This is a genomic window from Desulfoluna sp. HI9BLuna, assembly GCF_056829775.1.
This window is the reverse complement of sequence record NZ_CP186555.1, coordinates 3,244,263-3,259,912: the sequence shown is the minus strand read 5'-3', so window position 1 is coordinate 3,259,912 and position 15,650 is coordinate 3,244,263. Positions and strand designations below refer to the sequence as shown.

The 15,650-nt window shown below is 61.2% G+C and carries 11 protein-coding genes; 3 read left to right on the top strand and 8 right to left on the bottom strand.

Annotated elements, in window-relative coordinates; all coding sequences use genetic code 11:
• Positions 1-8: 8 nt before the first annotated feature.
• Positions 9-1,181: a cation:proton antiporter gene (locus ACOYW0_RS13165; RefSeq protein ID WP_482414330.1), complete on the top strand. Its 1,173-nt coding sequence runs from the start codon at positions 9-11 to the stop codon at positions 1,179-1,181.
• Entirely contained in the window at positions 1,178-2,533 is a 1,356-nt protein-coding gene (locus ACOYW0_RS13160; protein ID WP_482414329.1) for a cation:proton antiporter, read from the top strand. Before ACOYW0_RS13165 ends, ACOYW0_RS13160 begins: the two co-directional genes overlap by 4 nt.
• A 192-nt stretch (positions 2,534-2,725) precedes the next feature.
• Here ACOYW0_RS13160 and ACOYW0_RS13155 read toward each other — a convergent pair whose 3' ends face one another.
• The 6 genes from ACOYW0_RS13155 to ACOYW0_RS13130 all read right to left on the bottom strand — a co-directional run bounded on the left by ACOYW0_RS13155 (position 2,726) and on the right by ACOYW0_RS13130 (position 11,623).
• Positions 2,726-3,061, bottom strand: coding sequence for a hypothetical protein (locus ACOYW0_RS13155; protein ID WP_180138870.1), 336 nt, complete (start codon positions 3,059-3,061; stop codon positions 2,726-2,728).
• Between the two features lie 2 nt (positions 3,062-3,063).
• Entirely contained in the window at positions 3,064-3,552 is a 489-nt protein-coding gene (locus tag ACOYW0_RS13150) for a PTS sugar transporter subunit IIA (protein WP_482414328.1), read from the bottom strand.
• 132 nt (positions 3,553-3,684) lie between these two features.
• Positions 3,685-5,109 carry a transferase gene (locus ACOYW0_RS13145; protein WP_482414327.1) on the bottom strand — a complete coding sequence of 475 codons (1,425 nt, stop codon included), beginning with the start codon at positions 5,107-5,109 and terminating at the stop codon, positions 3,685-3,687.
• A gap of 202 nt (positions 5,110-5,311) precedes the next feature.
• On the bottom strand, positions 5,312-7,477 hold the full coding sequence (locus ACOYW0_RS13140; protein WP_482414326.1) for a SulP family inorganic anion transporter: 2,166 nt from the start codon (positions 7,475-7,477) through the stop codon (positions 5,312-5,314).
• A 681-nt stretch (positions 7,478-8,158) separates the two neighbouring features.
• Positions 8,159-9,268: a THUMP domain-containing class I SAM-dependent RNA methyltransferase gene (locus ACOYW0_RS13135; protein WP_482414325.1), complete on the bottom strand. Its 1,110-nt coding sequence runs from the start codon at positions 9,266-9,268 to the stop codon at positions 8,159-8,161.
• Between the two features lie 588 nt (positions 9,269-9,856).
• Positions 9,857-11,623: a Na/Pi cotransporter family protein gene (locus tag ACOYW0_RS13130; RefSeq protein WP_482414324.1), complete on the bottom strand. Its 1,767-nt coding sequence runs from the start codon at positions 11,621-11,623 to the stop codon at positions 9,857-9,859.
• Between the two features lie 443 nt (positions 11,624-12,066).
• Between ACOYW0_RS13130 and ACOYW0_RS13125 the strand changes: the two genes are divergently transcribed.
• Entirely contained in the window at positions 12,067-12,681 is a 615-nt protein-coding gene (locus ACOYW0_RS13125) for a single-stranded DNA-binding protein (RefSeq protein WP_482414323.1), read from the top strand.
• 96 nt (positions 12,682-12,777) lie between these two features.
• On the opposite strand, the gene glpB is transcribed toward ACOYW0_RS13125, so the two are convergent.
• Positions 12,778-14,076: a glycerol-3-phosphate dehydrogenase subunit GlpB gene (gene glpB, locus ACOYW0_RS13120; protein ID WP_482414322.1), complete on the bottom strand. Its 1,299-nt coding sequence runs from the start codon at positions 14,074-14,076 to the stop codon at positions 12,778-12,780.
• Positions 14,069-15,631, bottom strand: a complete 1,563-nt coding sequence (gene glpA, locus ACOYW0_RS13115) for an anaerobic glycerol-3-phosphate dehydrogenase subunit GlpA (RefSeq protein WP_482414321.1) — start codon at positions 15,629-15,631, stop codon at positions 14,069-14,071. The genes glpB and glpA overlap by 8 nt, the downstream gene beginning before the upstream one ends.
• Positions 15,632-15,650: the final 19 nt, after the last annotated feature.

The window sequence follows — 15,650 nt, the reverse complement described above, 5'->3', positions numbered from 1 at the left end:
GATGAGACATGTCCCTTTTCATCACACTTTCCACGATTCTTTTTCTGGCCCTCATCGGCTACCACCTGGTCTACGGGAGCCCGGGCAGCCGCTTTCATCTCTCGGGGGCGGCCTTTCTCCTGGTAGGATACCTCCTGGGCCCGGACCTCCTTGGGATCCTCGACGAACAAACCGCCACGGAGCTCTACCCCCTGGACGGGCTGGTCACCGGGTGGGTGGGGCTGATGTACGGCCTGCAGCTCGACCTTCCCTTTATGCGGCGTCTCTCTCCGCCGTTTCTGGTGGCCGTGGTCCTGGACACCGGCATGACCCTTCTTCTCTTCGTGGCCGTGATCTTGCTCTTTTTCCCCCTGCTGGAGCCGGGGCACACCCTCTCCCTGGCCCTGGTGACGGCTGCCACGGCCGCCTGCAGCTCCCAGGCCGCCCTGGTCATGGCCAGCCCGGGCCTGAGACCCACCCGGGCCGTCACGACCCTGATGCGCATTGCAACGGCGGGAAGCCTCCTCAGCCTCGGGGTGTTTGCGGCGGCCTTTTTCTTTTGCGCCCCCAACCCTTTGCCGGACCGGCTCTCCATGTCCATCCAGACCGACCTTCCCATGGTCCTCATGAGCACCGCCGCCCTGGTGGTACTCTACACCCTCTTTTTCTCAGAACGGCGCCCCAGGGAAGAACTGCTCCTCATCGTCACCGGCATGGTGGTCCTCACGAGCGGGCTGGCGGCAACCCACCATTTTTCCCCCCTGCTGGCCAACGCCATCACCGGTTTTTTCCTCGGAAACACCACCCGGTACAGGGACCGCATTTTATCCATGGTGATCATCCTTGAAAAGCCCCTTTACCTGCTCCTGCTTATTTTACTGGGAGCCCGGGCCGTCACCTTCTCCCAGAGCCTTGTGCTGACGGCGGTCCTTTACCTTCTCCTGCGCTCGTCAGCCAAGCTGGCCGGGGGATGGCTCATCTCTCACCTGCACACCGGCGTGGCCCTGCCCAGGCGCGCTGGCATTGCCTTTATGGAGCAGGGAGGCCTGGCCCTGGCCCTCTGCTTTGACGCCCAGCACGCCTTTCCAGGACCGATCACCCACAACCTTGTCACCGCCATCCTCCTGGCCACCCTGGTCAGTGACCTCTCCGGACGGCTTACCTGGGGCGAGCTGGTCCCCAAAAGGGAGACCACGCCATGACCCCGCGCCCCGCCACCCGCATCGTCCGAAACGCCATCACCCTGGCCATGGCCGTGGCCCTGTGCGCCTGGTCCATGGAGATCCCCATCGACAGCAGCTGGCAGGTGGCCGGAGCCATCAACATCACCCTGGCAGCCACCCTGCTCTGCGGCTTTCTCACCGCCGAACTCCTCGCCCACCTGGGCATCCCCAAAATCACCGGCTACATCCTGGCAGGGGTGGTGGCAGGCCCCCACGTGACCCAGTTCCTCGATGTGGACACCGTGGAAAAGCTCCAGCTCATCAACGAGATCGCCTTAAGCTTCATTGCCCTGCACGCCGGGGCCGCCCTGGACCGGACCCTGCTCTCGGGCCGCAGCCTGGCCCTGGGCCTCAACCTGGCCTTTCAGTGCCTGCTGGTGCCCCTCATCGTCTTCGGCGCCATCATGGTCACCGCCCCCCTCTTTGCCTTCACCGCCCAGATCACCCAGGCCCAGCTCCTGGCCCTGGCCCTTTTGTCGGGCATCATCGCCATCGCCAGATCCCCCTCGTCGGCCATGGCCATCATCACCGAATGCCGCGCCCGGGGCCCCTTTACCGAAACGGCCCTGGGCATCACCGTGGCCATGGATGTGCTGGTGATCGTCCTGTTCACCGCGGCCCTGGCCCTGCTCTCCCCCCTTTTGGACGGAAGCCGCGCCACGGGCTGGCACCAGGCCGGAGTCCTGGTCCTCGAACTGGCAGGCTCCCTTACCATGGGGGCCCTTCTGGGCATGGGCATCAACGCCTTTTACAAGCGGGTGGGAAAAGACCACGCCCTTTTTCTGCTCTTCATCGCCTTTACCGTCACCCGCCTCTCTGTGCTCACAGGGCACCAGCTCAGCGCATTTACAGCCCTCCACCTCAGCCTGGAGCCCCTGTTGATCTGCATCGCCGCAGGCTTTGTGGTGCGCAACGCCACCCCCTTCGGCGAAGAACTCGAAGGGGACCTCATGCGCCTCTCCCTGCCCATCTACGTACTTTTCTTCTCGGTGGCAGGGGCCTCTCTGGACCTTGGCGCCCTGGCCATCTGCTGGCCCCTGGCCCTGGTCCTGGCCACCTCCCGTGCCGCAGGGCTTGCCATCTCCACCCGCCTTGCAGGGCGCATGGCAAACCTCCCCGCACCGGAACGCCGCCTCGCCTGGATGGCACACCTCACCCAGGCCGGGGTGGCCATCGGCCTTACCCAGATCATCGCACGCAAAGACCCGCTCACCGCAAGCTACCTCACCACCCTCACCCTGGCCGTCATCACCATCAACCAGTTCATAGGCCCCGTGGCCTTCAAACGCGCCCTGGTACTGACCGGAGAAGAGGGAAAAGACCGGCGGTAAAAGCCTGCCTCCGGCGGCCCTGCCGGGGGCTAAACTTTTAAAAAGTTTAACAAACAGGTCATAAAAAACATTTTTATAGATGTCGTTTTAAATGCGGATGTGATTTGACCCGAGGAACGAGGGGCAATGCACATCCGCTACCTGCTTTCAAGGTGGCACACCTTGCCGCCGGAGGCATTTTTTAAAAGGGAATCAAACCAGGTTGGAGAGGGGACCGCCTTCGGTCATGGGGGTGACGGTATAAAACCCGCGTTCTTCGCGTCGGCCGGAGATGGTGCGGCCCACGAACTTTTTCAGGCGGCGAAGCAGGGCATCGGTCTCCACGATGGAGAAGATGGCGCGGCTGCGGGTGATGCCGCCCCCTGCCATGAGACGGAAGCCCGCAAACAGGGGCACATGGTGGCTGATGATCTCCAGGGCGTCGGTGGCATCCACCACGGCGCTCATGGTGACGCCCAGGTCCATGAAGCCGGTGATGAGTTCATCGGCGGTCTCTTCGCTCTGCACCACAATCATCATCTGGTACACGGCTACACCTCCCCGCCGTACCAGGCAATCTCCGCGTCCTTTTCAATCCGCCGGATGGTCTCCCAGAGGGTCCCGGCATCCGAGGACTGACGAATGGCCTCGGGGAAGGCCTGCTGCTTGCACAGGCGTGCGGTACGGGCCAGGATCTGAAGGTGCTCCGACGGGTTGGTGGTGGGAATGATCAGGGCCAGGACCACGTCCACGGGCTCATCATCGATGGAGTCAAAGTCCACGGGCCGGGTGAGGCGCAGGAGAAACAGGGTGGTGCGGGTGCACAAAGGCGACGTGGTGTGGGGCAGGGCAATGCCCAGGCCGATGCCGGTGGTGAAGCTCTCTTCACGCTCCCGGAAACCGGACAAAAGGGTCGGGGCATCTGCGGCAAGGCCGGAGGCCGCCGCTTTGTCCGCCAGGAACGCCAGCACGTCGTCCTTGCCGGGCAGGTGAACCCCCACGTAGATATGGTTCACGTCAAGGCATTCTCGAATCTTCATGGCGCCCCCTTTCCCCTAAGATGTGTGGGAGATGCATGGCCAAAGAATACCCAAGGCCGGGCATCATTTCAAGGGGGACAGCGCCCCGTCCCCCTTGAACGGTCCCTGAAAACCAGGGACCGGATTTCTTCCTTAGGGCTGAATATCAATGGTGGGAAAAATCCCCTTGCTCTTGCCTGTCAGGTAAGGCTGCAGGGTGTTGAAGGAGATCATATGCCCGGCTTGGGCATGGCCCCTCACCTTGCTGACATCCCCGAAGAAAGCGCCGTTGGCCTCCAGGATATGGTCGATACGGTGCTCGAAGGCATGCACCAAATCGTATCCGCTGCCGGAGAACGTCAGGTTGCCCAGGTTCACCTCGCCGGTGACCTCGGAGAGGTCGTCCAGGGAGATGCTGTGATTCTTCAGGTCGTCGGCGTTTCGGATATAGCCCCAGACCGCATGGCGCTCTGGAATGGTCAGGGGCTCTTCCACGTCGATGATGGTGTGGGGCATCACCATGGAACCGGCGCCGATGGAAACCGGCATGCCGGGCTTGCCGTTGATAAAGGAGTTGAACCCCACAAACACCCGCTCACTTAAATTGGCGTTGATGATCTTGGCGCCATGGGCGGTGACATCGTTCTTCTCCAGCATGGAGTTGATGACGTAGGAGTGCTCCTGGGCGTTGGTGCCCGGCCCCATCCAGGCATTGTCCAAATAGGCCCGCTGGGAGACGAGGACATTTTCATGGATGTGAGTGTCCCCGGCCACGTAAGCGTACCGGTTGAGGGCGGACTTGCTGGAAACAGTCACCGGCGTCGTGCTCACAGCCGAGCTGTAGATATCGCTGTAATCCCCTTTCCGGTCCTCCATGAAGTCCCAGAGGACCCCTTCGGGCTTGCCGCCGGGAACGTTCTTGATGTAGCGGGCCAGCACCTCGGGATCGTAGGTGTACTTGAACTCAAAGGTGCCCCCGTTGATCCAGATGGTGCCGTCGGGGATCTCTTCATGGTAGAGGTCCGTGGCGCTCTGGACAAAGGCAAAGGTTCCCACCTTGCAGCCGTGCAGAGAGGTCAGGTCCACGGTGGCAAAGGGGGCGATATAGCACCCTTCCACCGGGGCGCCGTGGATGTTGGAGTAAAAGCTGGCGATGGTGTTCCGGATCAGAAACTCCTCCGGGGCTTCGGGGTCGTGGGAATAGTTGTGGATCAAGGCCTTGATGAGGTAGCTGTCCTTGATATGGATCTCTTCATCCTTTTCCACGGGCACTTCCGCGCCCTGGAAGAGCATGGTGTCCCCTTTGCGCTTGAGCTCGTCCCCCCGCACATCGGTCTTGTACAGGACGGCGTTGTCCGTAAAGCACTTGCCGAGAAAATAGCTGCCCGCCAGGCTGGAGTTCTTGAAATTGACGTGGAGGGGATGGTGGCTGGTGACGCCGTAAAAGGCGTTGAAGCGAAGCATCTGCTTAAAGGGAACCACATCTTTGGCATAGGGTTCCGCATCAAACGAAAACGTCCGCAGGTTCACGTTGACCCGGGCGATCACGCGATCAATGAGTTTTTCCAACTGTTTCATCTTGTGGTACCTCCTTTTTTCGATTGCCGCCACAGGAAAGGGGGGTTTTGCCCCCATGCCGTCCTTTTGAAAAAAAACGGCGGCATGGTCGTCCGGGCTTCAAACGGTCCATGGACCGTCCTGTTCGGCAATGTTGTCCTTCGTTGCCGGGGGACGGGCACAGGGCCCGTCCCCCTCGTCTTGCACCTTGGTTCGGCCTTGATCAGGCGCTGGCTGCCTCTTCCGCAGGCAGATACTTGGAAAGGGGACACCCGCCACAGGCGCCCTCTTTGTGGATCTGCTGGTAGATGGCGGTCAGGGCCCTCTCCCCGTTGGGGTAGATGTTCTCCTTGCCGATGGTCTCCAGGAGATGGGTCCGTTCCAGAACGGCGACCACCTCCTCCTTCATGGAGCTGAAGGAGATACCGCGCCCGCTCTCGCGCACCGTCTCGATGAGGATTGCCAGGGCCTCTTCCCCGGAGGCATCCACGTCGTTGATGCCGCTGGACTCGATGAGGATGTGACGAAGGTCCGGCTTTACGGTGATGAACTCCAACACCTTGTCCTCAAGATACGAGGCGTTGGTGAAGATCAGGGGTCCGTCGAACCGGACAACGGCGATGTGCTGGCACTCCTTGAGACCGAACTTCACAGAGCTTCGGAAGGTCTGGTCTTCGGACCTGGAGAGCAGTGCCACGCGAGGCCGCAGGTTCTTGTAGATGAAGACGATGAAGGTCAGGGCGACCCCCACCATGATCCCCTCTTCCAGGTGCGGTGCAAAGTAGAGGGTGCAGATGAAGGTGATGACGCTGATGGCGCCGTCGGCCCGCTTGGCTTTCCAGGCGTGCACAAAGCCTTTCACGTTCACCAGCCCGATCACCGCCATCATGATGACCGAGGCCAGCACAGCCTGGGGCAGATGGTAGAGAAGGGGGGTGAAAAAGAGCAGGGTCAGGGCCACCATGAGGCTGGTAACCACCGAGGAGATCCCGCTCACCGCGTTGGCCTGGAGGTTCACGGCAGACCGCGAAAAGGAGCCGGAGACCGCGTAGCTCTGGCCGAAGGAACCGATGATGTTGGCCAGGCCCTGGCCGATGAGTTCCTGGTTGGGGTCCAGCTTCTGGCCGGTCTTGGCGGCCATGGCCTTGGCAATGGCGATGGCCTCCATGAAGCCCAGAAGGGAGATGATCACGGCAAAGGGCAGCAGCTGGATAAAGGCCCCCAGGAAGGTGGTGTTGTCGGGCAGGGTGGGAATGCCCACCTTGAGGCCCTTGGGGATGTCCCCCACCACGGCACCGGCGCCGATCATCTTCAGGCCGTCCAGGGCCAGGGGCTTGTTCCCCACCTTGAGGCGCCACTTACGCCCGTCGGTCACCATGCCCTGGGGTTCTTTCCCGCCCACGAAAAAGACAGGGCTCTCCCCGGCCTCCTTGGGTGCGGAGAAATGAACCAGGCGCAGCTCTTCCCGCAGGGACCCCGAGGAGGTCTTCAGGGTGTCGATGCGGGCATTGATCCGTGCCAGCTCATAGTCCAGTTCCATCTTCTCGGAGCTGGGAATGGGCCCTTCGGATTGATCCTCCACAGCCTTGAGCCGGGTGTTGAGGGCGGCACGCTCTGCCCCCAGAGTCGCAATCTCTGCGACATCCCGGTTAAACGCGTCGATCTTGGCGGTGATGGCCGGGGCCTTGATGCTCTCCACAGGTACGAACACATCGTGGTTGAACTTAAAGGCAAAGGAGATCACCGTTGTGACGGCAACGGCCACCAGCACGTTGGGAATCTTGGGATTGACCCGTTTGAGGATCACCATGATGGCGATGGAGAAGACCCCCATGGCGAGGGTCGGAAGGTGGGTGTAATGAAGGGCCGAACGGCAGACATGGAGAATCGTCTCATAATGATGAGGCGCCTTGTCCACATAGACCCCGAAGAGCTTCGAGAACTGGCTCGATGCAATGATGATGGCCGCCGCGTTGGTGAACCCGTTCACCACCGGGTGGGAGAGAAGATTCACCACCAGGCCGAGGCGCAGCACGCCCAGCAGGAACTGAAAGGTCCCCACGGTGAGGGCCAGCAGCACCGAGTAGGCGATGAATTCGGTACTCCCTGCCGTGGCAAGCGGTTCCAGCGACGCCGCCGACATCAGCGACACCACAGCCACCGGTCCGGTGGCCAGCTGGCGGCTGGAGCCAAAAAGCGCCGCCACCATGGGCGGCAGAAATGCGGCATACAGGCCGTAGTAGGCCGGAAGCCCGGCCAGCTGAGCGTATGCCATCGATTGTGGAATCAAAACCATGGCCACGGTAATGCCGGCCACCACGTCGGTTCTGAACTTTCCTGTGTCGTAGTCCTTGAACCAGAGCAGAAATGGAAACACTTTGGTCAACATAACGATACTTCCCCCTGAAAATCAGAAAATTAAATACATAAACCTCTTTCTTCCTATTCTTAAAAGGAACTTCCCTGTCCTTTTATATCCGGTGTCCAAACCGCAGAGGGTCTTGCACAAACCCTGCCGGTTGTTCATAAAACAACAAACGCCATCACCTGGAGCGTGGTTTCGTCCCTTGTGCTCCAGCAGGCGTCTGTTCCACTTGCGATTACTTGCCGAAAAGCACGTATTGGCCTTCCCAAACCAAATAAAAAGTTCTTTTCGAGCAATTAGAATGCAGATATATGACGATGAAAGTTTTGTCAATTGTAAAGCCGCTAACAAAATGATTCCCTTCAACTTTTTCTTGAAGGAGTACCGGGGGAACGCAAAAACAAACGCCGGATCGGCGAATAGGTCCGGTCAATAATCCCATTGATTTTTTATCAATCCCCGACGCGAACATCTCCCCGCGCGCCTTCCCATCCGGCAAAGCGGACAACCACACCGAAAATCCGGTCCCAGACCCGGAACGGCGTTCACCACGCGTAGGGTCCTTTTGGGATCGATCCGCATCAGAAAAAAGGCGCAATCGCACAAAAAACAGAGCAGTTCCGATATGTCGAGGGATGAATCGGGCAGGAGGGATCCAGGCGCACGTTCATGCGCCCGGACAGATGAAAAACGGAAGAAAAGGCGTCAGGAAAGACGACCGACAAGGACGGTGAGATCCAGCCCCCCATGGGACATGGGATGCCCATGGAACCCCTTGGGCATGGGCCGGGGAACCTGCTGCTTGGGCACGGCCAGGGCAGCGGTCCATCCGCGCCAGTGGGTGGCGAGATGATCCAGCAGGCGCACCACAAAGGCATCGTTGCCTCCTTTGATCCGCTTGCCGTAAGGCGGGTTGAAAACCACCACCCCGGGCTCAGAAGCAAAGGAAGCCGGATCCAGGGCGAAAAAATCCCCGGCCCTGACCCCCACGGCCTTGCCGAAGGGCAGCCCATCCAGGGTGACCCCGAGGCGATCCACAGCCCCCTGGTCCAAATCCGAGGCAAAGATCACGGGGGCTGACACCTCGTGCAGTGCCTTTTGGGCCTCCCGCTTCATGTGGGCAAAGCCTTTCTCCCGAAAAGAAGGCCAGGATTCAAAGGCAAAATGGCGATACATACCCGGGGGCGTTCGGGTTGCCCGCATGGCCGCCTCCAGGCTGAAGGTCCCGGCCCCGCACATGGGATCTGCCAGGGGCGCCTCCCCGGTGTACCCGGCCAGGGTGAGGATGGCTGAAGCCAGAGTCTCACGGATGGGCGCCCTGCCGCCGTGGGTCTTGACCCCGCGCTTGTACAAAGGCTCGCCCACGGCATCCAAAGAGAGGGTAAAGCGATCGTCCTCCCCCCTCAGGTAAATCTTCTGGGACACCTGCCCCTCCCCGCCGGGCAGGGCCTTTTCCACCACACCTGCCACCCTCTGGGCCACGGCGTCGGTGTGGTAGAGACGGCAATGGTGGGAAGTCACCACCACCTCGGGGACGGCATGGGCAGGCAGCCAGAGCTCCCAGGGAATTTCAGCGACCCGCCGCTCCAGCTTCTCAAAGTTCTCGGCCTTGAAGCTCGCCAGGCGCACCAGGATGCGGTTGGCAAGGCGCAAGGAGAGAGCCGCCTGCCACATGGCCTCCAGGCGTGCGGTAAACTCCACCCCGCCGGTGACCCGCGCGACGGAAACGCCCAGGCACTCCTCGGCCTCCTGGGCCAGCAGCCCGCCGAGGCCCGGCGCGGCACTTACATAAAAGGTGTGCTCTCGACCCGCCACACGACGGCGCACCCTCTTTTCAAAGGCGGTGTCGCCTTTTTTCGTCTCCTGAGGTGTTTCCAGTCTCCGGTCCTCCAAAAATAAAAAACATAAATACTCAGCTCAAAGGGCCTCCGGCGGCAAGGTGTGCCACCTTGAAAGCAAATTGCGCATGCGCTTTGCCCCTCGTTCCTCGGGTCAAATCACATCCGCCTTTCAAACAAACGTAGGCCTTGATCATCATTTAGGCCATCGGCCTGTCCCCGCCCGAACACCCTTGTCCCCTGGAGCGCCGCACTCCGGTGCGGCTCGGGTAACGACGGACTAAAAAAACCGTACCGGAGTGCGGTCCTCCGTTTCAGTCGATTTTTCTCAGTGTTTCAAAGGTCGCGGACAACCAAAACCCAGGGCCCAAACCTCATCCAAGAGGAATAAAATTGGCCTCTCCTGCAAAAACGGTTGCCACATGTCGCACCCCACGCGAATGCCCCGAAAACGTGTGCATGATATCTGCCTTCATGCATTCGCCACAAGGTTTCCAGGTGCCCCCACCTGGCCGCCGGAGGCGTGCTTTTTCCACCCAAACGTTAACCACAGAAAGCTTTTTGGTTAAATAAGCAGTGCCTTCTCCCGGGTTTCGGTCTCCAGGAAGGTCTTGGCGATGTTGGATGAGTAGACAATGATCTGAACCATAAGGTTCATCAGCTCGGTGTGGACCTCGTGGGTCTCCACGGAGGCCTCCTGCTTGCCCACCAGCCGGTCGAGGTGGTGGACCCGGTACTGAAGCTCCAGGTCCAGGTACTTTCGTTCCTTGACCATGATGCGGTTGGCCTTTTCCAGGTCCTGTTCGGCGAAGGCCTCTTTCAGGAGCCGGATCTGCTTGCACACCTTCTGGTGATAGATGGTGAGCTCTTCCCTGCCCTCTTCGGAGAAGTCGTGGGCCAGGGCATGCTTTTTCCGGATCAGGGGCAGCACGTTGCGGTGAATGATATCCCCGATGCTCTCCATGTCCCGGACAATGGAGACCATGGCGTAGACCACGCGCAACTGGGCGTCCGAGGCCCCGCTGCGGGCCACCTTGAGCAGGTAATCGGTGATCTTCTCCTCCAGGAAGTCGATCTCCTCTTCGCGCATGTCGATGCCCTCCATGAGGGTCAGCTCCGGGTAGACCTTGTCCCGCTTGGGACTCTGGGTCACAAAGGGGATGGCCACGGCCTTGAGCAGGTACTCCAGGGCCGCTGCCATGCGTGAGATCTCGGAACGGGCCAGGTCAACGGCCAGGGCCGGAGAGAAGATCTTGCTCTCATCCAGGAAGGTGGTGGTGTACCTGGGGATGGGGCAGGAGGTCTCCGGCAGCATCCGCACGATGAGCCTTGCAAAGGCGTCGCTGAAGGGCAGCACAATCACCCCGATGACGATGTTGAACACGGAGTGGGCGTTGGCGATCTCACGGGCAATGTCGGAGTTGAACTCAGCCCCCAGCCAGGCAATGCACCAGGTGAACTCGGGGATAAACCCGATAAAGATCATGACCCCGATGACCCGGATCATCACGTTGGCCAGGGCCACCCGCTTGGCGTCCCGGTTGGCGCCGATGCTGGCAAACCCCGCGGTGACACAGGTGCCGATGTTGGCTCCCAGGACCATGGGAATCGACGCCTCCAGGGAAATGAGCCCCTCAAGGCCCAGCACGATGAGGATCCCGATAAAGGCGGTGGAGCTCTGGATCAGGGTGGTGAGCACCACCCCGATGAGAAGGCCCAGGAACCGGTTCTCAAGGCTTGAGAGCAGGGTGATCACCTCCTGGCTGCTGCGCAGGGGCCGCATGGAGTCCCCCATGAGCTTAAGGCCGTAAAACAGGACCCCGAACCCCAGGAGCACGTCGCCAAAGGATTTCACCGAGTCCCTTTTGGCAAGGAGCCGGATGAGAAAACCCGCCACGATCATCAGAAGGGCATAATCGGTCACCTTGAAGGCGATGAGCTGGGCCGTGATGGTCATGCCGATGCCCGACCCAATGAGCACCCCGATGGTCTGGATAAACTGCATGAGACCGGCCTGGACAAAGCCCACCAGCATCACCGAGGTGGCGCTGCCCGACTGCACCAGCATGGTGACCACGATGCCCAGGAGCATCCCCCGGTATTTGTTCTTGGTCAGGTTGGCCAGGATGGTTCGAAGCCTGTCCCCGGCCGCCCGCTGCATGCCGTCGCTCATGAGCTCCATGCCGAAGAGGAAAAAAGCCAGCCCCCCCATCAGCCCCATGATCTGAAATCCCCAGTGAATCTCCGAAAGACCGTCGGCCCAGGCATCCGCCGCAAAAAAAAGAGTGCCTGCTCCCACGAGCCAGGCCCATACGTTCCGTTTCGACCTCATCCAACACCTGCCATCTCAAGAGTGGTCATTCAGCGCCCGTTGTCCGCGCCCTTCAGGCCATACCCCGTTTTGGAAAAAACCGTCACAGCATAGGCGCGCATCCCCTTTTCGGGGTCCCACCATCCCTGCAGTTTTTTTTAAAAGCCGCCATGGGAGCTTCTCTCCGGTTCGGCTATGGGATTTCATCATCTTAGTGAAGGCACTTGGCAACCGTCAACAGGATTTACGCTCCCTGAAGAAGCCCGCCCGCCCCGGTTAACCCCGCCTGTGGCCCGGAAATCCGTCCCGGCATGGATAGGCGAGCAGATTGACAACCCTTTCCATATCTTGTATCTAATCCATTCATAATGGCTTGTTCGACTTTTTGCGAAGCTGTCATTACTTAATTGATCTGTAAATAAAGGGCTCCGGCCCATTCGATTTGACCTTCCAAGGAGGCATCCATGGCCAGTTTAAACAAGGTGATGATTATCGGAAACCTGGGCAGGGACCCGGAGGTGAGCTACACCCCCAGCGGTCTTGCCATTTGCAAATTCAGTGTCGCCACCACCGACGTCCGCGTGGACCGCAACAGCGGAGAGCGCAACGAGCGAACAGAGTGGCACCGCATCACCGTGTTCGGAAAAACAGCAGAAAACTGCGGCCGGTTCCTTGCCAAGGGACGGCAGGTCTACGTCGAGGGACGCCTCCAGACCAGCTCCTATGAAAAGGACGGCATCACCCGATACTCCACCGACATCATCGCCAACCAGGTCACCTTCCTGGGCGGCCGCAACGCAGACGGCGGCGGCCAGCAGGGCGGCGGCTTCGGCGGAGGCCAGAACGGCGGCTACCAGGGCGGCGGATACAACCAGAACCAGAATCAAAACCAGGGCGGTGGCTACGGCAGCGCCGGCGGCTACCCGGGCAGCTACAACAGCGCGCCCCAGCAGCCCGCACAACAGCCCCCCCAGCAGCCTGCGGCCCAGCCCCAGGGCAACGGCTTTGACCAGGGCGGAAGTTTCGGCGGCGGTGATCCCGGTTTCACCAACCCGCCCGACGACGACATCCCCTTCTAGGCCCTGTTAGAACGCCCGGGACCCAACGCAAAAAGCCCCCTTGCAGCGCAAGGGGGCTTTTTTTGTTCAACACACGCTTATCAGTCCGTAGAAGACTTACACGCTGCAGGATTCCGCGGCTCTGAAGGCGGTGGCAATGGAGATCCCTGCCCCGCTCTTCTCCCGTTTCCAGTCCTGATGGGCCAGGATGCTGCCGGCCACAAAAAGGCTCGGGTCCACCACGTTGCCGTCGCTGTCCAGGGGGCGCATGGCCGTATCGGCGATGATCCCGGCCCGGTTCACGGCGTGGCCTTCGGGGTGGAAGAGGTCGCATCGGTGCCAGGCGTCCCGGCTCTGGGGCTGGGAGACATACAGATCCAGAAGGGGCTCGGTGATACGAAGCCGGTCCCCGGCCAGTCCGCCACCCATGAAGCGACCGGTGGCCAGGATCATCTTGCGGGCCGAAACGGTCCGCTCCTCGCCCCTCAGGGAGGCGGTCACGGTGAACCCGCCCTCCCCTTTGGAAGCCTTTGTGACCCGCCCGCCCACGAAGGTCGCAACACCATACCTTGAGAAGGCCCGGTCCAAGGCTTCTCGCAGCCGGACGCCGGCGGCCGTGGGGGGCATGCCGGGGATTTCAAAACAGGGAACGCCCAGGCCCTTTTCCATATAGGCCAGGGTCTCGCGGCTCTTCTCCATGCCGAGGACAGGGGGAAGGCCCACGGCCTTGTGCCCGTCCAGGTGAGGACGGATGGCCTCGATGAGCCGATCGCATGCTTCGGGAAGGTCCAGCTCCCGCGCCAGGGCTTCGGGGTAGATGTCCCCGGGACGTCCCAGGCCTTCGGGTGCAACCACAACCGATGAGAGCCCGGGCCAGATGGGGGCAGCCGACTGAGCAACCTGGCTCGCCTCAAACCCTTTGAGCCTTCGGATTCCCACAATAAGGGTCTTGAGCCCCTGCTCAAGGGCCGTTGCCCCTGCGACCATGGTCTCGGGCAGGGCATAGCTGGCCTTGAGAGACCCCACGCTGGTCACCACCCGGGCGTTGGTTTCACAGATTCGATAGCCCACCCCTTCCTCTTCCAGAACCGCCAGGAACCCTTTAAAGGCCTGGGCAATGGCGTCGGCCCCAACCTTTCCGTAGGGGTGGCCGGGCCCCTGGCTCACCAGGTCCTGAACAGTCTGCCAGGGAGCTGCGGAGTACGCCTTGTCACCGGGCAACATGCCCGCCAGATCGAACAGGCCGCTGGACAAAGGCAGCTGGCTGCCCGTGCCCACCACGGCAACCTTGAGCCCCTTTTTTGCCGCAAAGAGAGCTGCCGCGCTTCCGGCAAGTCCGTTTCCCACCACCACGACGTCTCGCTGGCCGTTCCAGGGGTCTCTGGCCGTACGGCCCATATCCGCTGCATTACTCATGACCCACCTCCATTCCAAAGAGTCCGCACTGCAGGGCTTCATGAAGCTCCGCCCGGGCGAGGTTCTCTCCCCAGGAGACGGATCGCATCCCCTTCCAGCGCTCCTTATAAAAACGGGCCAGACCGGAGAGGCCCTCGTCCCCTGTCACGTGCCCCTGGCCGTACATCCAGGCGGCCAGCCTCAGCCCGCAGAAGCTCCCCTGACAGGGACCTTTGCCCACGCGGCTTCGCAAGCCCACTTCCACAAGGCCCCGGGCAAGGCCCTGGCTTTCCAGGGAGGCCACCAGGGAACCGATGACCGACTCGGAGACCATTTCACACTCGCAGATCATGCCGTCACCGTCCTGATGACCGGACATCCACTTTTTCGGGGCCGCGCCGGGCTCGGTCCACATGGCGTCGCCACTGGCCGGCAGGATGCGGGTACGGGTCAGACAGGGTCCGCCTGTGCCGAGGTAATGGCAGACGGCGTCCGCAGCTCTTTCCGCCATGAGCCGGTAGGTGGTGAGTTTGCCGCCGGTGATGGTAAACAGGTTTTCCACCCCCTCCTCCGCATGATCCATCAGGACAAACCCTCGGCTGACCCTTCGATCGTCTCCGCCGGAGGCGGCGCCGAACAGGGGACGTACCCCGCTGTAGGCCCGGATCATCCGCGTCCGTTCAAGGATCGGCAACAAGGGAATGGCCTCCTCCACCATGCGATCCACTTCATCGGTGGTGGGCCAGGCCGCATCCGGGTCATCCACATGGGAGGACGTGGTCCCCACAATGGAGACGGTGCCTCCGGGTACCACAATGTCCGCATCCGAGGGGGGACGCAGGCGGTTCACCACCCGGGTGGTGAGGCGATGGTCCGTCACCAGGAGGCTCCCCTTGGAGCACCGCACCTGGGTCGTGGCCCCGGCAATGGCCGCCACCTGACCTGCCCAGGCGCCGGCGGCGTTGACCACGCAGGAGGTCTCTACCTCCACGGTCTCGCCCGTTGCCCGGCGTTTCAAAAGAGCATGGGTCACCTTGGATCCCTTACGGGTCACCCCTGCCAGCTCGGTGCCGCAGAGGAGCTCCGCCCCGTGGCTCAGGGCATCGGAGACGTTGTCAAGGGAGAGTCGAAAAGGATCCACGGTGGCGTCGGCGACCTCGTAGGCCGCAACAATACCGCCGGTGAGGTTCGGCTCCATGGCACGCGCTTCGGCCACGTCGAGCTGCCTGTGAGGCATATCGCTCTGACTGAGAAGGCTCTCAAAGTCCGCCATGTAATTTTCGTCATCCCCTTCAACACCCACAAACAAGCCGCCGGTGGCCTCGATGCACTGAGGGGCCATCTCGCGGAGCAGTGCGTTCTCATCCCTGCACTCTTCGGCTGAGTGCCGATCCGAATAGAGATACCTCGCCCCGCTGTGGAGAAGGCCGTGGTTGCCCCCCGACGCGCCGGAGTTGACGTCCCCGCGCTCCACCAGCAACACCTTCAATCCCCGAAGCGCCAGGTCGCGCGCTACGCCGCACCCGGTCGCTCCGGCCCCGATGACCGTTACATCCGCTTTTATTCGCTTCATCATCCCATGATGCTCCGTCTTA

Coding starts and splice junctions, on each gene's coding strand:
- ACOYW0_RS13165 (WP_482414330.1), top strand. CDS start 9: ATGTCCCTTTTCATCACACTTTCCACGATTCTTTTTCTGGCCCTCATC.
- ACOYW0_RS13150 (WP_482414328.1), bottom strand. CDS start 3,552: ATGAAGATTCGAGAATGCCTTGACGTGAACCATATCTACGTGGGGGTT.
- glpB (WP_482414322.1), bottom strand. CDS start 14,076: ATGAGTAATGCAGCGGATATGGGCCGTACGGCCAGAGACCCCTGGAAC.
- glpA (WP_482414321.1), bottom strand. CDS start 15,631: ATGATGAAGCGAATAAAAGCGGATGTAACGGTCATCGGGGCCGGAGCG.
- ACOYW0_RS13160 (WP_482414329.1), top strand. CDS start 1,178: ATGACCCCGCGCCCCGCCACCCGCATCGTCCGAAACGCCATCACCCTG.
- ACOYW0_RS13130 (WP_482414324.1), bottom strand. CDS start 11,623: ATGAGGTCGAAACGGAACGTATGGGCCTGGCTCGTGGGAGCAGGCACT.
- ACOYW0_RS13125 (WP_482414323.1), top strand. CDS start 12,067: ATGGCCAGTTTAAACAAGGTGATGATTATCGGAAACCTGGGCAGGGAC.
- ACOYW0_RS13145 (WP_482414327.1), bottom strand. CDS start 5,109: ATGAAACAGTTGGAAAAACTCATTGATCGCGTGATCGCCCGGGTCAAC.
- ACOYW0_RS13140 (WP_482414326.1), bottom strand. CDS start 7,477: ATGTTGACCAAAGTGTTTCCATTTCTGCTCTGGTTCAAGGACTACGAC.